Consider the following 19,288-nt stretch of genomic DNA (forward strand, 5'->3'; position numbering starts at 1 on the left):
CGGCCGCTTGCCGAGCGTCGCGGCGGCCGACCTGGCGTCCAGGCCCATGACCACGCGCAGCACCACCGCCTCGGCCTGGTCGGCCGGCAGACGGGAGATCAGCGCGAACGCCCGGTCGGTGGCGAGGGCGTCGATCGCCTCCGCCGCCGTGTCCGCGGGGGCCGGCCGGTCGGCGAGTTCCGTCTCGTCGCCCGCGGTCGCCGGACGCCGGCCCCGCATCCGGATGTGGTCGAGCGCCCGGTTGCGCGCGATGCGCGCCGCCCACCCCCGGAACCGGTCCGCGTCACCGCTGAACCGGTGGAGGTCGCGGGCGATCTGCAGCCACGCCTCCGAGGTGACGTCCTCGGCGTCGGGATCGCCCACCAGTGTGCGTACATAACCGAGCAGCCGTGGGTGCACCGTGCGGTACACAGTCCGGAACGCGGTCTCGTCCCCGTCCTGTGCCGCGTGCACCGCGGCGGTCAGCTCCGCGTCGTCCCCCACCCCACGCGTGCCTTTCTCGCGCCCAGACCGGCGCCGCGCCCGCGGCCCGGATCCCTCTCCGTCGCGACAGGCACGTTACGGGGCCGACGGGTCCACGTCCATGCGTACAGGGAGCTCACGGACATTTTTGTGTGCTTGGTGTGACAAAACCGCGAGCAACGGCGCTGGAACAAGTGCGGGCCGGTGACGGCCCGTCGGCTGCGACGGCCGGGGCCTCTCCTGTGGGGGGTGGCGGCCCCGGCCGTCGTCCGTCGCCCCCGGCGCTCCTCAGGCATGGCGCGGCGGCACGGGGTGCGGAGCCGGGTGCGCGGCAGGAGGCGGTGCGGCGGCCGCCGGCCCGACCGCCTTGCGGTGCTGGGCGCCGGAGAGCCGCAGCACGAACCACGCCGCGACGACGGCCGCCGCGGCGTCGAAGGCGTTCGCGGACATCGCCCACCAGGAGGCCTGGGCGGCCGTGGTCACCTGGGTGGCGTCGGCCTCGAAGGCGCTGTCGTACGCGCTGCCGGCGAGGCGGCCGAGGACCCAGGTGCCCAGCCACATCGCCCACCAGACGGAGAGCAGCACCTCGGCGCGCCCCGGCCCGGCCGAGGCCCGCCATATGTCGCCGGCGATCCGGCGGGGGAACCAGAGGTTCACCACCGGGACGAACCAGCCCCAGAGCGTCCAGTTCCGCTTCAGCCCGTGTCCGTGGGGGGAGAAGACCTCGGCGTTGACCCGGACCCGGTGGAACCAGACGAGGAACACGACGGCGCAGGCGGCCATGGCGACGGCCTGCGTCAGCGCCGCACCCGCGACGAGCAGGTGCGCGTCCCGCGTGGTGTAGACGTCGATCACGTCGTCCCCGGCGGCCGCGCGCTCGCGGACCAGGTCGTACAGCCCGAAGTCCGCCCACAGCGCGAACAGGTCGGTCACGGCCACCAGTCCCAGCAGCCCGGCGGTCCAGCGGGCCAGGGGCAGCGGCGGGCGCAGCCACGCCCCGGGCGCCCCGGCCGCGGCGACGGGCGGCCGCAGCCCGGCGGCGCAGGCCTCGCAGTGCGCCCCCTGCGGATGCGCCTCGTGGTGCCGGCAGTTGACGCAGAGCACGGTGGGTCCCCCCGGTGAGGATGTCGGTACGGCGGATCGGACACGGCACGGCGCGGGCGGGCGGCGTACCACGCCGCCCGCCCGCACCGAGGGCCGAACATACGTCCGACGATCGTCCGCCGTCCAGGAAAGGCCCCGCCCGTCCCGGCGGCCGTTCAGCCGAGCCGCTCAGCGAGCTGCTGGAAGTCCGTCCAGCTCAACGACGGCTCGCGCCGGTCCCACAGCTTCTGCGCCGTGGCCCGCAGCGGCATCCGCAGCCCGGCCGCGACCTGTTCCTGGGTCTGGGCGTTCGGCCGGTCGCCCCAGACGGCCAGCGAGCCGCCGAGGATCTGGGCGTCGTACCGCTCGGGCACCGGGGTGGAGCCGCGCACCACCAGCGGGGTCCACTCCTCGTAGATCCGCCGCCCGGTCGGGTAGACGAAGGTCTGCGGCTCGCCGAGCACGTAGTAGAGGTACTCGTCGTTGTAGTTGATCAGCTCGCGCCCGGCCTCCAGGAACTCGGCGGGTTCCCTGGCGCCGATCTCCTTGCCGGTCCAGTAGGCGACCTGGATGTCCTCCGAGGGCGCCACCGCGCCCCCGTCGAAGAACCCGTCGTTCCAGGCGCGCGGCGTGCGGTCCAGCTTCCTGACGGTGGCTGCCCGGTCGTTGAGCCATCCGGTGGTGAGGTCCTCGACGGTGCCGTCCGGGCCGTACTTCTCGCGCGCCGCGGCCGCCAGGCCCGGGTAGGAGGCCTCCGGGTCGCTGACCATCAGCGCCAGGTACTCGTCGGCGCCCAGGTGCCACTCGCTGCCGGGGAAGACCTCGGAGTACTCCTCGATCAGCTCGTCGACGAGCTGCCCGGCGGCCGGCTCGGAGATGTCGATCGCGCCCGCGGTCGGCCGGCCGTTCGCGTTGCGGAGCTGGAGGTCCGGATGGGCCCTCAGCACCGCGCCCAGGTGCCCGGGGGAGTCGATCTCCGGGACGATCCGCACGTGCAGGCTGCGGGCCAGGTCGACGATCCGCCTCACCTCGGCCTTGGTGAGGTGCGGGTCGGAGACGACCTCGGGGTGGCCGGCGGACTCGACGCGGAAGCCCTGGTCGTCGGAGAAGTGCAGGCCGAACTCGTTGTACTTGAGGTCGGCGATCTCCCGGATCCGGTCCTCGATCCAGTCGGCCGCGTAGAACTTCCGGGCGATGTCCAGCATCAGGCCCCGCTTGGCCTTGGCCGGCTCGTCCCGGACCACGCCCTCCGGCGCGGTGCCGCCACCGGCCACCGTCTGCTTCAGGGTGCGGGTGCCGTAGAAGACCCCGGCGTCGGAGGGCCCGCTGATCACCGCACGGCCGTCGCGGACGGTCAGCCGGTACGACTCCGGGTTCGCGCCCTGGTCCCCGCCGGTCTCCAGGCGCAGATCACCGTCCCGGACGTCCCCGGCGCCCTTCTCCCCGGCGTAGGTCAGGCCGAGCTCCCCGGCCACCAGGCGTCCCTCGTCGGCGAGGTCGTCGTCGCCCACCACCACGCGGGCGCCGTCCCTCGGCTTCCACCCGGGGCCGGCCGCCGGGACGTACTCCCGGACCGCCGGGATCGTCCGCGGAGGAGCGGCGGCCGGCCGGGGCGAGGCGGGGGTGGCGCGGGTGCCGGCCGGAGTGCGGCCGCCGGGTGATCCGCCGCCCCCGTCGGCCGGCCAGACGCCGTACGCCAGGACGGCCGAACCGGCGGCGACGACGGCCGCCGCGGCCCACCGGGCCTGTCTCATCCGCCTCGTCCCACGGGGGGAACGGCCGGACCTGCCGTGCTTCGGGCTGTTCGCGGTACGACGACTGTGCTGACTCACCTTGCCAACGTAAGAGCGTTTCGTCCCGGCCGCCCGCCGACGCGCGGCGTCCACCCCGCGTCCGGCATTTCTCCCCCGAGGGTGAAAGACGCCCGTTCGGCTACCGTCTCCGTGGTCGCGCCGCTACCGTGTGTCCACAACTGTCGCAATGTCCGCGCACCGTCCCGCCGTCACCCACGCGGCGCCCCTCCGGCGCCCCGGAACCCGCCGAGGACCTCCGCTGCCTTCCACACGCATCCCGGAACAGGGCCATGGCACGCCCGACGGCCTGGAGCGGTTCAACGGGAAGACCGGGACCGCCGCCCGGCACCTCCTGGTCCGCTGCCTGCGCAGCCACCGCTGGGCCGCCCGGGTGGCGGCCCACCGCCCCTACCCGGACCTCGCCTCCCTGCTCGCCGCGTCCGACGAGGCGGCCTACGACCTCACGCCCGACGAGCTGCTCGAGGCCGTCCGCGAGGAGTGCCGGCTGCTCCGGACGGACGGACTCACCCGGGCCTTCCTGGCCGCCGACGACCCGACGGCCGTGCCGCCCGCCCCCGCCGCGCCCGGCGGTGGCGGCGGACTGTGGTCGGAGCAGCAGCTGAGGGTGGTCCGGTCCATGCCCCGCGCCGCCCGCACCGCGGTCCGCGCCGCCTGGGTCGCGTACGAACAGAGGTTCGGGCACGGCTTCGTCCTCTCGCTGGCGGGCGTGGACCCGGAGGACGCCCTCAACCACCTCCTCGTCACGGTCCGCAGCAGGCTGGCCCTGGCGCCGGAGGACGAGCGGGTGGTCGCCGCCGACGAGCTGCGGCAACTGGCGCGGGAACGACTCACCCGACTGATTCGTTCCGATCGTGCCGATGATTTCCATCCGAAATGTACGGAATTCCCCCCGTTCGCACCCCCGCTGGGCCTACCGGTTTGATCACATCGGCAGGGCTGCGCTAAAGGTTCCGACAGCACGTCGCTACGATGGCCGGGGCCGGTGGACCGTACCCGGCCGGGCCCGTCCGACAGACAAAGCCGGCGAGGCCCCAATCCCCGCTCCCGGAGGGTTCTTCCGTGCCGGCTGGAACGCTTTACCGCGGACGGGAAGGAATGTGGTCGTGGGTGGCTCACCGAGTCACCGGCGTGCTGATCTTCTTCTTCCTGTTCGTCCACGTGCTGGACACCGCTCTCGTGCGTGTCTCCCCCGAGGCCTACGACGAGGTCGTGGCCACGTACAAGACGCCCCTTGTCGCGCTGCTGGAGTACGGCCTCGTCGCCGCGATCCTCTTCCACGCGCTGAACGGCCTGCGTGTCATCGCCGTCGACTTCTGGTCGAAGGGCACGCGCTACCAGAAGCAGATGCTCTGGGCCGTCGTCGGCGTGTGGGTCGTGCTGATGATCGGCGCGCTGTACCCCGTCCTCGGTCACGCCGCTGCTGAAGTCTTCGGGAGCTGACGCGAAGCATGTCGAACAACGTAGCCAAGACCGACTCCACCGCTTCGGGCATCGGCCCGGTCGAGGGGACCCCCCTCTACTCCGTCGACAACCCGGCTCCCGTGATCGAGCCCCCGCGCAAGCGCACCAAGAAGACCGGCAGGGCCACCCGGGGCAACTTCGAGCTGTACGCCTGGCTCTTCATGCGCCTGTCCGGCGTCGTGCTCGTCGTCCTGGTCATCGGCCACCTCCTGGTGCAGCTGGTGCTGGACGGCGGCGTCTCGAAGATCAGCTTCGCCTTCGTGGCCGGCCGGTGGGCCTCGCCGTTCTGGCAGGTCTGGGACCTGCTGATGCTGTGGCTCGCCATGCTCCACGGCACCATCGGCCTGCGCACGATCATCAACGACTACGCGGAGCGCGCGAACACCCGGGTGTGGCTCAAGGGCCTCCTCTACACCGCCACGGTGTTCACCATCCTGCTGGGCACGCTGGTGATCTTCACCTTCGACCCGAACATCCGCTAGATCCGGGGCTGCAGACTTCATGAAGATCCACAAGTACGACACCGTCATCGTCGGCGCCGGCGGCGCCGGCATGCGCGCCGCCATCGAGGCGACGAAGCGCAGCCGCACCGCCGTGCTGACGAAGCTGTACCCGACCCGCTCCCACACGGGCGCCGCGCAGGGCGGCATGGCCGCCGCGCTGGCCAACGTGGAGGAGGACAACTGGGAGTGGCACACCTTCGACACGGTCAAGGGCGGTGACTACCTGGTCGACCAGGACGCCGCGGAGATCCTGGCGAAGGAGGCCATCGACTCGGTCCTCGACCTCGAGAAGATGGGCCTGCCGTTCAACCGGACCCCCGAGGGCCGCATCGACCAGCGCCGCTTCGGCGGTCACTCCCGCAACCACGGCGAGGCCCCGGTCCGCCGGTCCTGCTACGCCGCGGACCGCACCGGTCACATGATCCTCCAGACGCTGTACCAGAACTGCGTCAAGGAGGGCGTGGAGTTCTTCAACGAGTTCTACGTCCTCGACCAGCTGCTCACCGAGGTCGACGGCAAGAAGGTCTCGGCCGGCGTCGTCGCCTACGAGCTGGCCACCGGCGAGATCCACGTCTTCCAGGCGAAGTCGGTCATCTACGCCTCGGGCGGCACCGGCAAGTTCTTCCGCGTGACCTCCAACGCGCACACCCTCACCGGTGACGGCCAGGCCGCCGTCTACCGCCGGGGCATCCCGCTGGAGGACATGGAGTTCTTCCAGTTCCACCCGACCGGCATCTGGCGCATGGGCATCCTCCTCACCGAGGGCGCCCGCGGCGAGGGCGGCATCCTCCGCAACAAGCACGGCGAGCGCTTCATGGAGAAGTACGCGCCGGTGATGAAGGACCTCGCCTCCCGCGACGTCGTCTCCCGCTCCATCTACACGGAGATCCGCGAGGGCCGCGGCTGCGGTCCCGAGGGCGACCACGTCTACCTGGACCTCACCCACCTGCCGCCGGAGCAGCTCGACGCCAAGCTGCCGGACATCACCGAGTTCGCGCGGACCTACCTCGGCATCGAGCCCTACACGGACCCGATCCCGATCCAGCCCACCGCGCACTACGCCATGGGCGGCATCCCGACCAACGTGATGGGCGAGGTCCTCGCCGACAACACCACGGTGGTCCCGGGCCTGTACGCCGCCGGCGAGGTCGCCTGCGTGTCGGTGCACGGCGCCAACCGCCTGGGCACCAACTCGCTGCTGGACATCAACGTGTTCGGCAAGCGGTCCGGCATCGCGGCCGCCGAGTACGCCCACTCCGCCGACTTCGTGCCGCTGCCGGAGAACCCGGCCGAGTTCGTGGTCTCGGAGGTGGAGCGCCTGCGCTCCGCCACGGGCAACGAGCGGGTGGCCGACATCCGCCGCGAGCTGCAGGACACCATGGACGCCAACGTCATGGTGTTCCGCACCGAGCAGACGATCAAGGCAGCCGTGGAGAAGATCGGCGAGCTGCGCGAGCGCTACAAGAACGTCTCGATCCAGGACAAGGGCAAGCGGTTCAACACCGACCTGCTGGAGGCCATCGAGCTGGGCAACCTGCTGGAGCTGGCCGAGGTCATGGCCGTCTCCGCGCTGGCCCGCAAGGAGTCCCGCGGCGGTCACTACCGCGAGGACTACCCGAACCGCGACGACGTCAACTTCATGCGCCACACCATGGCGTACCGCGAGGTGGCCGAGGACGGCTCCACGAGCATCCGTCTCGACTACAAGCCGGTCGTCCAGACCCGCTACCAGCCGATGGAGCGTAAGTACTGATGGCAACCCCGACCCTGGAGAAGACCGACGGCGGTGCCGAGCCCGGCTTCGCCGACTCCCCCTACATCACGGTCACCTTCCGCGTCCGCCGCTTCAACCCCGAGGTGTCGGCCGAGGCGGAGTGGCAGGACTTCACCTTCGAGATGGACCCGAAGGAGCGCGTGCTCGACGGTCTCCACAAGATCAAGTGGGACCTGGACGGCACGCTCACCTTCCGCCGCTCCTGCGCGCACGGCATCTGCGGTTCCGACGCCATGCGGATCAACGGCAAGAACCGCCTGGCGTGCAAGACGCTGATCAAGGACATCAGCCCCGAGAAGCCGATCACCATCGAGCCGATCAAGGGTCTGACGGTCCTGAAGGACCTCGTCGTCGACATGGAGCCGTTCTTCCAGGCCTACCGCGACGTGATGCCCTTCCTGATCACGAAGGACACCAACGAGCCGACGCGTGAGCGTCTGCAGTCCGCCGAGGACCGCGAGCGGTTCGACGACACCACCAAGTGCATCCTGTGCGCCGCGTGCACGTCGTCCTGCCCGGTGTTCTGGAACGACGGCCAGTACTTCGGTCCGGCCGCCATCGTGAACGCCCACCGCTTCATCTTCGACAGCCGTGACGAGGCGGGCGAGCAGCGCCTGGAGATCCTCAACGACCGTGACGGTGTGTGGCGCTGCCGCACCACCTTCAACTGCACGGACGCCTGCCCGCGTGGCATCGAGATCACCAAGGCGATCCAGGAGGTCAAGCGCGCGCTGATCACGCGTCGCATCTGACCCCCGCCGCCACCCGGCGGAACGCGCACGAGGAGGGCCCCGCAGCACGCCGCGGGGCCCTCCTCGCGCGTTCCGGAGGCATCGGGTGACATTTTCGGGGCACACGGCGCTGTGTGAAGTGGGCCGACTGGTCATCGGCTGCCGCGGAGCCAGGGTTCCCCCCCGTACACCTGGCCCCGCACCCGCGCGGGCGGGGCACGTTCCCCCTGCCCCGCCCGCGCACCCCTCCCCGCCGGTCCCGGTCACCGGTGGACGACGACCTTGTCGCCCTCCCGCACCGAGGCGAACAGCTCCGCGACCAGCCGCTCGTCCCGCACGTTGACGCAGCCGTGCGAGGCGCCCGCGTAACCCCGGGCGGCGAAGTCCTCCGAGTAGTGGACGGCCTGGCCGCCGCTGAAGAACATGGCGTAGGGCATCGGCGAGTCGTAGAGCGTCGAGACGTGGTGCCGGGACTTCCAGTAGACGTGGAACTCGCCCTCACGGGTGGGCGTGGCGACCGACCCGAAGCGCACCGCCATGTGGGAGACCGTCCTGCCGTCCACCATCCAGCGCAGGGTGCGGGTCGTCTTGTCGACGCACAGCACCCGCCCGCTCAGGCAGCGCGGGTCGGGAGGACCGGGGGGCTGACCGCCCATCAGGTACAGGTCCCACCGGCCCGGTTCGCCGGTCATGTCCAGCAGCCGCTTCCAGCTGGCGGAGTCCATCCTCCCGGTGGGCGGCAGGCCCCGCTTGTCCTGGAAGCCCTTGACCGCCTCCTCGGTGGCCCGGTCGTACACCCCGGTGGGCCCCTCGTGCAGCCAGGCGATCTGCCGCAGCCGGGCCTGGATCTCCCGGACGTCACGCCCCTCGTCGCCCGGCGACCACAGCACCTTCGGCGGCGGGGACGAGGGCGAGGGCGAAGGTGAGGACGAGGCGGTGGGCGGTCTTCGGGACGGCGAGGGCTCCGGGGCCGGCTCCGACGGAGCCGGCGTGGCGGCCGGGGGCGGCGTGGTGGCCGACGGCGGCGCGGGGGAGCCGGGGCCCGGGCCGGCGTTCCGCGCGTCGTCCGTGGCCCCGGTCCACGGCGGTTCGCTGTCCGGTCGCACCGTGCACCCCGCCACCGCGGCCGTCACCGCCAGCGCGGCCGCCACCACCGGTGCCGCCACCGGCCCCCATGTCGTCCTCCGTCGTCCCACCGCGGCGACCCCCGTCGTCCGTGCGCCGTGCCTGCCCCGGCGCGCCTGTCGCCGTCATGCTCCCCGCACCGGCCGGTGCCTGAACCACCGCTCACCCTCGCGGGTCGCGCACCCGTGTTGTGAGCAAGGTCCCAGCGCGTGCCCCTCCACCCACCGGGGGGCCACCGCTACAGTCCGTGGCAGGTCGCGCAAATCTCAGTGAGTGACCCCCAACGGCGAGAAACAGCAAGGACGCGGAGGCACATCCCATGGCGCGCGAGTCGGAGTCCGGACTGCCCATCGAGCCGGTCTACGGGCCGGGTGACCTGGAGGGCTGGGACCCGGCCGGGAAACTGGGCGAGCCGGGCGCGTACCCCTTCACCCGCGGCGTCTACCCGTCGATGTACACGGGCCGTCCCTGGACCATGCGCCAGTACGCCGGCTTCGGCACCGCCGTGGAGTCCAACCAGCGCTACAAGCAGCTCATCGCCAACGGCACCATGGGCCTCTCGGTCGCCTTCGACCTGCCCACCCAGATGGGCCACGACTCCGACGCCCCGATCGCCTCCGGCGAGGTCGGCAAGGTCGGCGTCGCGATCGACTCCATCGACGACATGCGGGTCCTCTTCGACGGCATCCCGCTGGACAAGGTCTCCACGTCGATGACCATCAACGCCCCCGCCTCCCTGCTGCTCCTGCTCTACCAACTGGTCGCCGAGGAGCAGGGCGTCAGCGCCGACAAGCTCACCGGCACCATCCAGAACGACGTGCTCAAGGAGTACATCGCCCGCGGCACGTACATCTTCCCGCCGAAGCCGTCGCTGCGGCTGATCGCGGACATCTTCAAGTACTGCAGGGCCGAGATCCCGAAGTGGAACACCATCTCGATCTCCGGCTACCACATGGCCGAGGCCGGCGCCTCGCCCGCGCAGGAGATCGCCTTCACCCTCGCCGACGGCATCGAGTACGTCCGCACCGCGGTCGCCGCCGGCATGGACGTGGACGACTTCGCGCCCCGGCTGTCGTTCTTCTTCGTGGCCCGCACCACGATCCTCGAAGAGGTCGCCAAGTTCCGCGCCGCCCGCCGCATCTGGGCCCGGGTCATGCGCGAGGAGTTCGGCGCGAAGAACCCCAAGTCGATGATGCTGCGCTTCCACACCCAGACCGCGGGCGTCCAGCTCACCGCCCAGCAGCCCGAGGTCAACCTGGTCCGCGTCGCCGTCCAGGGCCTGGCGGCGGTGCTCGGCGGAACGCAGTCGCTGCACACCAACTCCTTCGACGAGGCCATCGCGCTGCCCACCGACAAGTCGGCCCGGCTGGCGCTGCGCACCCAGCAGGTGCTCGCCTACGAGACCGACGTGACGGCCACCGTCGACCCGTTCGCCGGCTCCTACGTCGTCGAGCGGATGACCGACGACCTGGAGGAACTGGCCGTCGCGCTGATGGGCAAGGTCGAGGAGATGGGCGGCGCGGTCGCCGCCATCGAGCGCGGCTTCCAGAAGTCCGAGATCGAGCGCAGCGCCTACCGGATCTCGCAGGAGACCGACGCCGGCGAGCGCGTCGTGGTGGGCGTCAACCGCTTCCAGCTCGACGAGGAGGAGCCCTACGAGCCGCTGCGCGTCGACCCGGCGATCGAGGCCCAGCAGGCCGAGCGGCTGGCCCGGCTGCGCGCCGAGCGCGACCAGGCGGCGGTGGACAGCGCGCTGGAGGCCCTGAAGAAGGCCGCCGAGGGCGAGGACAACGTCCTGTACCCGATGAAGGACGCGCTGCGCGCCCGCGCCACCGTCGGCGAGGTCTGCGACGCCCTGCGCGGGGTGTGGGGCACCTACGTGCCGTCCGACGCGTTCTGACCGCGGCGGGCCCGCGACCGGCGGCGGACGACGGGCGCCCGGTGACCGCGCACCGCGTCCGGCCGGGCACGGGACACACCGCCCCGTACGGCCGCCGCACCTGGCGGGCGCGGCGCACCACGCGCCGGGCCAGCCGGTTGTCGGGGAGGAACGACAGGCCGGACGGCAGCCCGCCGGGCAGGCCCAGCGAGGCCAGCCGGCGGCGCTTGAAGTAGCGCAGCCACCGCTCGTCCTGATGGCCGGCCAGGAACCGCACGGCGTCCGCGCGCAGCGAAGGGTGGATCTTCGCCTGCATCGCGTAGCCCACCGCGGTCACCAGCTCGCCCAGCTCCTCGGCCGTCGTGCCGGGCCGCTGCCCGCGCACCGCGGCGGCGTCCTCCAGGTCGGGCAGCAGGGCGTCGACCACCGTCACCGGGATCCGGTTGCTGTTCTGGTACGGCGTCAGCCGGTCCAGCAGCATCGTGGTGCCGGTCCGCGCCACGGGCAGGCCGTGCAGCGCGGAGGCGGTGATCAGCGCCGTGGAGAAGCAGCCGGCCACCAGGGCGGGACGGATCCGGCGGAACAGCACCTCGGCCAGGACCGGCAGGTCCAGCACGGTCAGTTCGGCGCCGAGGCGCTCCGCCTCGTCCGCCACCGCCCGGTGCCAGGCGGCGGGGGCGGTGGGGTGCGGCTTGAAGACCAGGGACCGGTGGCCGAGGGCCACCGCGCCGCGCACCATCCGCAGGTGCAGCGCCTCCTCCTCCTCGGGCGTGAGGATGTCCAGCGCGGACAGGTACTGGCCGAGCAGCAGCGCGGCACCCTGCGGAAGCGGGGGCAGTTCCTCGTGGGCCGCCAGTTCGTCGAGGACCTTGCGGAAGGCGTCCGTGGGCACCAGCTCGGCGGGGACCTCGTACTCGGTCAGCAGCAGCGGGCGCAGGCCCGGCACCAGGTCCAGGTGGAGCAGCCGGGTGACCCGGGTGCCGACCAGCGGGTCCAGCTTGATCCGGGTGGGCCCGTAACTCATCAGGCCGTCCGCGTAGACGGTCACCGGGGCGCCGGTGAAGATCTGCGTGACGCCCAGCGCGGGCTGCGCCTGGATCGACTCCACGGCCAGCTCCACGTCGTCGTCGCCCAGCCGCCAGGCCAGCCGGAGGTGACGCTCCCACAGCACCGCGTCGTCCGGGCGGGGGGACCAGCCCGAGGGGTGGAACGGCGCGACGGTGGCGTTCCAGGAGAGCACCTCGTCGAAGCGGTCCCGCAGCGCCGCGAAGCCGGGCGCCTCGTCCAGCGCCGGGGTGGTCTCGGGCACGGCCGCGTTGTTGGAGACCAGCAGGATGCGGCGGCCGGCCGGACCGAAGCAGCCGGCGTCCAGGGCCGCGGCCAGGGTGGCGGCGCCGTAGAGGGTCGAGGCGAGGAAGATCTGGGTGGTCACGCGGCGGCTCCCACGGCGGGACGGCGGCGCAGCCGGCGCAGCCGGGTGGCGCGTTCCACGTCCATCGAGTCCAGCGTCCGCTCCAGTATGTCCTGCGGCATCCGGCGCAGCGCGGCGGCGGCCAGCGTGCGCAGTTTCCGGCCGACCTGTGGCTGATATCTGCCTTCCGCGTCGGCGGCGAGGTGATGGCACATCATCGCGCAATACGTGCGCACGACCTTCGGGAGGAGTTTTTCCCCGTCCCGGTCCTCGGCGGTCTCCGCCATGACCAGATCGAATGCGCGCAGGAAATCCAATTGCCGTTCGTCACCGATTCTGGTGAGCGACGAGGCCACTCCCCGGCGGTAGAAGACGCCGTACAGGTTGACCACGGCGAACGACTCGGCGCCCCGGTGCAGCCGCCAGGTCCACAGCCGGTCCTCGCAGGTGTGCAGGCCCTCGGTGAAGCGGAGCAGGCCCCGGTCCTCGAGGCGGCGGTGGTAGACGTCGGCCCAGACGAACGGGTGGTCGACGGAGGTGGAGCGGTCCGCCGGCAGGATCGCCCCGCGCGGGTCCATGACCACGTTGCGCCGCCCGTGCGGCACCCGCTGGACCACCCGCTCGCGGCCGGTCGAGCGGACGTGGTCGGTGCGGACGAAGTCGCATCCCAGGTCCTCCATGGCCTCGATCAGCCGCCCGTGGTGGCCCGGGGCGAGCCAGTCGTCGCCGTCCAGGAAGGTGACGTAACGGCCGCGCGCGGCCTCCAGGCCGGTGTTGCGGGCGGCGGCGATGCCCCGGTTGCGCTCGTGCCGCAGCAGCCGCGCGCCCGGCAGGTCGCGCTCCGCCCTCTCGAGCAGGGCCGGGGTCTCGTCGGTCGAGCAGTCGTCGACCAGAAGGAACTCGACGTCGGGTCGTGCGTTGGCCTCAAGGCTCCTCAGGGTGTCGGGCGCGTACTGCCGCACGTTGTAGAAGGGGACGATCACGGAGAGCTTGACCACGTGTTCGACGCTAGGCGCTCGCCCGGCACGGATTCTTATCCTCCGGTGGACTGCGGGTGAACAGGGACCGGAAGTCACGTGAACCGCGTTTTCCGGCGGGCCTCCCACCGGCCGATTGGTTTCTCGGCGGCTTTCTGTTCACCGTTTGTTGGAGTGCGGTTGGGCCGCCACTCGGAATGGCTTCCTAGCGTTTCCGGTGTGCCAGCAAGTACCACGGAATCAGAAACGCAGGGTCCGGCGCCCGCGGCCCTGAGGGTCGCCGTCGTCGCGGACTCCGACACCCGGTGGAAGTGGGGTGCGCTCACCGCGCGGCGGCTCGCGCCCGCCGGCCGGGAGGTCCGTCTCGAGGGCCGCCTCCTGCGCGGCCGCGCCACCCCCACGCCCCGCCAGCTCGCGGAGGTCGGCGTGGGGTCGGACTCGCTGCGTGAGGTCGGCGCCGTCGAGTTCCTCCGCGAGGCCGCCGACGAGCCGTACGACGTGGTGGTGCTCGCCCTGGTGGGCGGCGGCGTCCAGGCCATGCTGCACGGCCTGCGCCACGCGTGGGGGGCCCGGACCGCCGGGCGGCGCCCGGTGGTGGTCACGGGTTACGTCGGCATCGTCTACGAGAAGCTCGCGGACGGCCTGCTGCTGCGCCACGGCGCCGACCTGGTGCTCGCCAACTCCCGTCAGGACGCCGACCGCTTCCGCGCCGTCTACGAGGGCGTGGGCGCGGACGCGGGCGCGGTCACCGAGGTCGCGCTGCCCTTCCTGGGCGGCGAGCCGTACCGGGGCGGGAGCGGGGACCGGCCGTACACCGTGGTGTTCGCCGCCCAGCCCTCGGTACCGGAGTCCCGCAAGGACCGGATGCACGTGCTGGAACGGCTGGTGCGCCACGCCCGCCGGCACCCCGAGCGCGAGGTGCTCCTCAAGCTCCGCTCGCGGCCGGGCGAACAGACCACGCACATCGAGGAACTGCCCTACCAGAAGCTGGTGCGGGGCCTGGAGCCGCCGGCCAACTTCCGTCTGGTCTACGGGCACATGGGCGAGGTGCTGGACCGCACCGACCTGCTGGTCACGGTCTCCTCCACCGCCGCCCTGGAGTCCCTGCACCGCCGCATCCCCACCGCGGTCCTCACCGACCTCGGGGTGCGCGAGGCGCTCGGCAACCACCACTTCACCGGGTCGGGCGTCCTCACCTCCTTCGACGACCTGGACGCCGGACGCCTGCCGGTCCCCGACGAGGGATGGCTGGCCCGGCAGGGCGTGGCCGCCGACGGCGACTACGCGCACGCCTTCGACGCGGCCCGCAACCGCCTGGCCGCCCTGCTGGAGTCGCCCGGCCTGCCGCCGCTCGACCCGTACTACACGCTCCGCACGGCGAGCGGCTACCTGCCCGGTGTCCTCGCCCGCCACCACCTGGCCCCCGACGGCGCCCCGCTGCCCGGCGCGCCCGCAGGCGACCGCGCCCCCGGCCCGCTGCGCCGGGCGGTCCGGGAGACCGCCCGCGGCGCCTACCGGCACGGTGTCCAGCGGGTGGCCCCGCTGATCCGACGCCTGGGGGAACTGTGACGACCACCGGAGCGGCCACGGCCGCCACGCCCGACGCGGGGGGCCGCCGCGTCCTCGCGGTGATCCCCGCCCGGGGCGGCTCCAAGGGCGTCCCCGGCAAGAACCTCGCCCCGGTGGCCGGCGTCCCGCTGGTCGCCCGCGCGGTGCGGGCCTGCCGGGACGCCCGCCTGGTCACCGACGTGGCGGTCTCCACCGACGACCCGGCCATAGCCGCCGCGGCCCGCGCCGCGGGGGCGGAGGCGGTGCTGCGCCCCGCCGCCATCGCCGGCGACACCGCGACCTCCGAGTCCGCCGTCCTGCACGCCCTGGACGCCCACGAGGCGCTCACCGGCACCCCGGTCGACGTGGTCCTCCTCGTCCAGTGCACCAGCCCGTTCCTCACCTCCGCGGACGTCGACGGCGTCGCCGCCGCGGTGGCGGAGGACGGCGCCGACACCGCGGTCACCGTCGCCCCCTTCCACGGCTTCCTCTGGCGCGACGGCGCCGGGGACGGCGCCGCGGAGGACGGGGGCCACGGCGTGAACCACGACAAGTCCTTCCGGCCGCGCCGCCAGGACCGTCCCCAGGACCTCCTGGAGACCGGCGCCGCCTACGCCATGGACGCGGCCGGGTTCCGTGCCCACCGGCACCGCTTCTTCGGCCGCACCGACCTGGTCCGCACGGACCCGGCCCGCGTGCTGGAGATCGACGACCCGCACGACCTGGCCCGCGCCCGGGCCCTGGCACCCCTCCTCGACCAGGCCGGCACGGCCGGCCGAGGTCCCCGCAACGACCGACAAGCACCGACCGACCACGTAAGGAAGACCCCCCTCATGAGCACCATCACCAGCACCAACCCCCGTCTGCGCGCGTTCGGTTCGCGTCTCGTCGGTCCCGGCCGGCCCGTCTACGTCACCGGCGAGATCGGCATCAACCACAACGGCGACCTCGACAACGCCATCGCGCTGATCGACGCCGCCGTCGAGGCCGGCTGCGACGCCGTGAAGTTCCAGAAGCGCACCCCGGAGATCTGCACCCCGCGCGACCAGTGGGACATCGAGCGCGACACCCCCTGGGGCCGGATGACGTACATCGACTACCGCCACCGCGTCGAGTTCGGCGAGGAGGAGTACCGCGCCATCGACGAGCACTGCAAGGAGCGCGGCATCCACTGGTTCGCCTCCCCCTGGGACACCGAGGCCGTCGCCTTCCTGGAGAAGTTCGACCTCCCGGCCCACAAGGTGGCCTCCGCCTCCCTCACCGACGACGAGCTGCTGCGCGCGCTGCGCGACACCGGCCGCTCGGTGATCCTCTCCACCGGCATGTCGACGCCGAAGCAGATCCGCCACGCGGTCGAGGTCCTCGGTTCCGAGAACATCGTGCTCTGCCACGCCACCTCGACCTACCCGGCCAAGGCCGAGGAGCTCAACCTGCGGGTGATCAACACCCTGCAGCAGGAGTACCCCAACGTGCCGATCGGCTACTCCGGCCACGAGACGGGCCTGCAGACCACCCTCGCCGCGGTCGCCCTCGGCGCCGTCTTCGTCGAGCGCCACATCACCCTCGACCGCGCCATGTGGGGCTCCGACCAGGCCGCCTCGGTGGAGCCGCAGGGCCTGGTCCGCCTGGTCCGCGACATCCGCACCATCGAGGCCTCCCTCGGTGACGGCGTCAAGAAGGTCTACGAGTCGGAGCTCGGCCCGATGAAGAAGCTGCGCCGGGTCCCCGGCGTGGTCGCCGAGGCCGAGACGCAGCTCCCGGCCGCGGTCTGAGCGCACCCCACCCCCACCCCAGCGACAGGACGGCGGAACGCCCATGAGCACCATGAGCCCGCGCACGCTCGCCTTCGTCGAGAGCCCCGTTCAGCTGCTCAACGCGCTGGAATGGGCGGCGCACGCCAGGGAGCCGAGGATCACCCTCGTCGTCCTGTCGCCCACCGACCCGATGAGCCGGGGCCAGCTGCGGCGGATGTCCGAGCTGGCCCGGCGGGAGGGGCACGAGGTCCGCTGGGAGGAGGCCCGCGGCGGCGCCTCGGCCCCCTTCAAGACCGTCGGCGGCCTGACCGGGCTGCTGCGGCGGGCGGAGCGGATCGTCGTGGGGGACCCGTTCTCCCGGTACGTGCAGCTGCTGCTGACCATCACCCCCGCCCGGGACCTGGTGGTCGTCGACGACGGCACCGCCACGATGGAGTTCACCGCGCAGGTGGTCCGCCGGGAGCCGCTGGTGCGGTGGCACCGGCGCGGGGCGCGGCCCTCGCCCCGCGACCTGGCGCTCGCGCCGGTCTCGCGGCTGGCGCGGCGCCGGCTGACGCCGGGGGAGCGGCGGGGGGTGGAGATCTTCACCGCCATGCCGCTGACGGAGGTCCCGGAGGAGGCCGTGGTCACCGTGAACGACTTCGCGTGGACCCGCGCCTCCTTCGGACCGCCGACGGTCACCGAGGGGGCCGACCTGGTGGGCACGTCGCTGGTGGAGACGGGCGTGGTGGACGCGGACGCGTACCTGGCGGCGGTGGGGCGGCTGGCGCGCACGCACGGGGTGCGGCGGTACTTCGCGCACCGGCGTGAGAGCGCCGAGAAGCTGCACCGGCTGGCGGTGGAGACGGGGCTGGCGGTGGTGCGGCCCGACCTGCCGCTGGAGCTGATCGCCCGCCGCGGGCCCATCGCCCGCACCGTCCTCAGCTTCCCCTCCACGGTGCTCCACACCCTGCCGCCCGCGCTCGCCGGGACGGGGGCGCGGGTGACCGCCTGCGACATCGACCCCGCGTGGCTCACCCAGCGCGCCTCGCCCCGCGCCCAGGGCTTCCTCAGCGGCGTCACCCTCGCCGCCCGTGACATCCACCGCCTCACCACGGGATCGGCCTCCGTCTGAGCCCCCTCCCCGCCGCCTCCCCGTTCCGCCGGCGCGACGCGTTCTCCCCGGGACAGGCGTGCCCCGCCTCCGGTCGGCCCAGTGATGGCCGCCGCCCCCCGGGGAAGGAGCACGGGGAACGAGGGAGGACCCGTGGACCACGACCGGATCGGACTGGACGGATTCCTGGCGGCGGCGGAGGCCGCCACGCCGGTGGACTCCGTGAACGTGATCGCGCGCAACCTGCGGGACCGGTTCGGCGCGGAGGCCGTGTCGTTCCTGTTCGTCGACGTCATCGGCCTGCGGATGGTGCGGATGGCCGAGGACCCCGCGCCGCGGCGGAGCCGCGGCGTCGAACGGATCCCGCTGGTCGGCAGCGTCTACGAGGAGGTGCTGCGCACCCAGCGGCTGACGCGGGTGCCGCACGGTGGACCGGGACAGCGGGTGATCGCGCCCGTCACCAACCGGGGCGACACCGTCGGCGTCCTGGAGCTGACCCTGCCCCGCGCCGACGACGACGTGCTGGAGCAGATCGGCCTGGCCGCGCACGCGCTGGCGTACGTCGTCGTCACCGACCGCCGCTTCACCGACCTCTACCACTGGAGCCGGCGCACCACCCGGGTGAGCCTGGCCTCCGAGATCCAGTACCAGCTCCTGCCCTCGGCCAACTGCTGCGAGGCCCCCCAGTTCGTCCTCGCCGCGGACATGGTGCCCGCCGACGACATCGGCGGCGACACCTACGACTACGCCCTCGACCGCGACACCCTGCACCTGTCCGTCACCGACGCCATGGGCCACGACGTCGACTCCGCCCTGCTGGCCACCATCCTGGTCAACGCCTCCCGCGGCGCCCGCCGCGCCGGGCACGACCTGGCCGAACAGGCCCGCCGGATGCACCGGGCCATGCTCGCCCACGGCCGGGGCGCCCTGGCCACCGGACAGCTGCTGCGGATCCCCCTGGACGGCACCCGCGCCCGCCTGGTCAACGCCGGCCACCCCTGGCCGCTGCGCCTGAGGGACGGCCGGGTGGAGGAGGTGCGCCCCGCCGTCGACCTGCCCTTCGGGGTGCCTTCCGCCACGGCCCACCGCGTCCAGGAACTCGACCTGCGTCCCGGCGACCGCCTCGTGCTCCACACCGACGGCATGCAGGAGCGCCGCGCCGCGAAGGTGGACCTGCCCGGCCTGGTCCACGACACCGCCCGGCAGCACCCCCGGGAAGCGGTGCGGACCCTGACCGCCGCCGTCATCGACGCCTGCGAGGGCGCCCCCGAGGACGACGCCACCCTGCTGATCCTGGACTGGCACGGCGCCGGCTCCCGCGCCCGCCACCCGGACGAGGCGGGAACGGACGCGTAGGCCGGGCCCGGCACCGGCCGGGTCAGGCCCGGTCCGTGCGGTCCCGGTCGGGCCGGGCGCGGCGGCTCCCGCGGCCGCCACCTGGACGAGGCGGGAACGGACGCGCAGGCCGGGCCCGGTACCGGCCGGGTCAGGCCCGGTCCGTGCGGTCCCGGTCGGGCCGGGCGCGGCGGCTCCCGCGGCCGCCACCCGGACGAGGCGGGGACGGACGCGTAGGCCGGGCCCGGCACCGGCCGGGGCGGGCCCGGTGCGTGCGGTCCCGGTCGGGCCGGGCGCGGCGGCTCCCGCGGCCGCCACCTGGACGAGGCGGGGACGGA

15 protein-coding genes and 2 pseudogenes are annotated in these 19,288 nt (G+C 73.1%); 11 read left to right on the forward strand and 6 right to left on the reverse strand.

Annotation, left to right across the window (positions count from 1 at the left end; translation table 11 throughout):
* The 3 genes from A2U95_RS07675 to A2U95_RS07685 form a co-directional block, all read right to left on the reverse strand.
* On the reverse strand, positions 1–483 hold a 483-nt coding region (locus A2U95_RS07675), incomplete at its 3' end, for an RNA polymerase sigma factor (RefSeq protein ID WP_166021448.1).
* Between the two features lie 267 nt (positions 484–750).
* A complete protein-coding gene (locus A2U95_RS07680; protein WP_166021449.1) occupies positions 751–1,566 on the reverse strand; it encodes a DUF4328 domain-containing protein in 816 nt (271 codons plus the stop codon).
* Between the two features lie 155 nt (positions 1,567–1,721).
* Positions 1,722–3,299 (reverse strand): beta-N-acetylhexosaminidase, encoded by a 1,578-nt coding sequence (locus A2U95_RS07685; RefSeq protein ID WP_166021450.1) that lies wholly within the window; start codon positions 3,297–3,299, stop codon positions 1,722–1,724.
* A gap of 226 nt (positions 3,300–3,525) precedes the next feature.
* On the opposite strand from A2U95_RS07685, the gene A2U95_RS07690 reads away from it, so the two are divergent.
* The 5 genes from A2U95_RS07690 to A2U95_RS07710 all read left to right on the forward strand — a co-directional run bounded on the left by A2U95_RS07690 (position 3,526) and on the right by A2U95_RS07710 (position 7,849).
* Positions 3,526–4,281, forward strand: coding sequence for a 2-oxo-4-hydroxy-4-carboxy-5-ureidoimidazoline decarboxylase (locus A2U95_RS07690; protein WP_166021451.1), 756 nt, complete (start codon positions 3,526–3,528; stop codon positions 4,279–4,281).
* A 137-nt stretch (positions 4,282–4,418) separates the two neighbouring features.
* Complete coding sequence (gene sdhC / locus A2U95_RS07695) at positions 4,419–4,799, forward strand: succinate dehydrogenase, cytochrome b556 subunit (protein ID WP_151771660.1); 381 nt, start codon at positions 4,419–4,421, stop codon at positions 4,797–4,799.
* Between the two features lie 8 nt (positions 4,800–4,807).
* The gene (gene sdhD, locus A2U95_RS07700; RefSeq protein ID WP_166021452.1) at positions 4,808–5,302 is read left to right on the forward strand and encodes a succinate dehydrogenase, hydrophobic membrane anchor protein; all 495 of its coding nucleotides are present in this window, start codon (positions 4,808–4,810) and stop codon (positions 5,300–5,302) included.
* Between the two features lie 19 nt (positions 5,303–5,321).
* The gene (gene sdhA, locus A2U95_RS07705; RefSeq protein WP_166021453.1) at positions 5,322–7,076 is read left to right on the forward strand and encodes a succinate dehydrogenase flavoprotein subunit; all 1,755 of its coding nucleotides are present in this window, start codon (positions 5,322–5,324) and stop codon (positions 7,074–7,076) included.
* Positions 7,076–7,849, forward strand: coding sequence for a succinate dehydrogenase iron-sulfur subunit (locus A2U95_RS07710; RefSeq protein WP_166021454.1), 774 nt, complete (start codon positions 7,076–7,078; stop codon positions 7,847–7,849). Before sdhA ends, A2U95_RS07710 begins: the two co-directional genes overlap by 1 nt.
* A 242-nt stretch (positions 7,850–8,091) precedes the next feature.
* Here A2U95_RS07710 and A2U95_RS33545 read toward each other — a convergent pair whose 3' ends face one another.
* Positions 8,092–8,994 (reverse strand): L,D-transpeptidase family protein, encoded by a 903-nt coding sequence (locus tag A2U95_RS33545; RefSeq protein ID WP_359276832.1) that lies wholly within the window; start codon positions 8,992–8,994, stop codon positions 8,092–8,094.
* Positions 8,995–9,272: 278 nt separating this feature from the next.
* On the opposite strand from A2U95_RS33545, the gene A2U95_RS07720 reads away from it, so the two are divergent.
* Complete coding sequence (locus A2U95_RS07720; protein ID WP_166021455.1) at positions 9,273–10,853, forward strand: acyl-CoA mutase large subunit family protein; 1,581 nt, start codon at positions 9,273–9,275, stop codon at positions 10,851–10,853.
* A 91-nt stretch (positions 10,854–10,944) separates the two neighbouring features.
* Here the strand turns inward: A2U95_RS07720 and A2U95_RS07725 are convergent.
* Both A2U95_RS07725 and A2U95_RS07730 read right to left on the reverse strand, forming a co-directional pair.
* Positions 10,945–12,264: pseudogene (locus A2U95_RS07725) on the reverse strand (polysialyltransferase family glycosyltransferase); the annotation flags it as partial.
* On the reverse strand, positions 12,261–13,241 hold the full coding sequence (locus A2U95_RS07730; RefSeq protein ID WP_166021456.1) for a glycosyltransferase family 2 protein: 981 nt from the start codon (positions 13,239–13,241) through the stop codon (positions 12,261–12,263). The gene A2U95_RS07730 and the pseudogene A2U95_RS07725, both read right to left, overlap by 4 nt.
* A gap of 198 nt (positions 13,242–13,439) precedes the next feature.
* Here A2U95_RS07730 and A2U95_RS07735 point away from each other — a divergent pair, with 198 nt between their 5' ends.
* The 5 genes and pseudogenes from A2U95_RS07735 (at position 13,440) to A2U95_RS07750 (ending at position 18,971) form a co-directional block, all read left to right on the forward strand.
* Entirely contained in the window at positions 13,440–14,789 is a 1,350-nt protein-coding gene (locus tag A2U95_RS07735; RefSeq protein ID WP_166021457.1) for a DUF6716 putative glycosyltransferase, read from the forward strand.
* Positions 14,790–14,848: 59 nt separating this feature from the next.
* Positions 14,849–15,223: pseudogene (locus A2U95_RS32535) on the forward strand (acylneuraminate cytidylyltransferase family protein); the annotation flags it as partial.
* A gap of 378 nt (positions 15,224–15,601) precedes the next feature.
* Complete coding sequence (locus tag A2U95_RS32540; protein ID WP_240957434.1) at positions 15,602–16,540, forward strand: N-acetylneuraminate synthase family protein; 939 nt, start codon at positions 15,602–15,604, stop codon at positions 16,538–16,540.
* A gap of 52 nt (positions 16,541–16,592) precedes the next feature.
* Complete coding sequence (locus A2U95_RS07745) at positions 16,593–17,636, forward strand: hypothetical protein (RefSeq protein ID WP_420857018.1); 1,044 nt, start codon at positions 16,593–16,595, stop codon at positions 17,634–17,636.
* A 132-nt stretch (positions 17,637–17,768) separates the two neighbouring features.
* On the forward strand, positions 17,769–18,971 hold the full coding sequence (locus A2U95_RS07750) for a PP2C family protein-serine/threonine phosphatase (RefSeq protein WP_206282838.1): 1,203 nt from the start codon (positions 17,769–17,771) through the stop codon (positions 18,969–18,971).
* The last annotated feature ends 317 nt before the right edge of the window (positions 18,972–19,288 follow it).

This window comes from Streptomyces chilikensis (assembly GCF_001642695.1).
Classification (GTDB): domain Bacteria; phylum Actinomycetota; class Actinomycetes; order Streptomycetales; family Streptomycetaceae; genus Streptomyces; species Streptomyces chilikensis.

Bases quoted from the DNA above. Each gene is read 5' to 3' on its own strand.
- sdhD (WP_166021452.1), top strand. From the start codon at position 4,808: ATGTCGAACAACGTAGCCAAGACCGACTCCACCGCTTCGGGCATCGGC.
- sdhA (WP_166021453.1), top strand. From the start codon at position 5,322: ATGAAGATCCACAAGTACGACACCGTCATCGTCGGCGCCGGCGGCGCC.
- A2U95_RS07745 (WP_420857018.1), top strand. From the start codon at position 16,593: ATGAGCCCGCGCACGCTCGCCTTCGTCGAGAGCCCCGTTCAGCTGCTC.
- A2U95_RS07720 (WP_166021455.1), top strand. From the start codon at position 9,273: ATGGCGCGCGAGTCGGAGTCCGGACTGCCCATCGAGCCGGTCTACGGG.
- A2U95_RS32540 (WP_240957434.1), top strand. From the start codon at position 15,602: ATGAGCACCATCACCAGCACCAACCCCCGTCTGCGCGCGTTCGGTTCG.
- A2U95_RS07685 (WP_166021450.1), bottom strand. From the start codon at position 3,299: ATGAGACAGGCCCGGTGGGCCGCGGCGGCCGTCGTCGCCGCCGGTTCG.
- A2U95_RS07690 (WP_166021451.1), top strand. From the start codon at position 3,526: ATGTCCGCGCACCGTCCCGCCGTCACCCACGCGGCGCCCCTCCGGCGC.
- A2U95_RS07710 (WP_166021454.1), top strand. From the start codon at position 7,076: ATGGCAACCCCGACCCTGGAGAAGACCGACGGCGGTGCCGAGCCCGGC.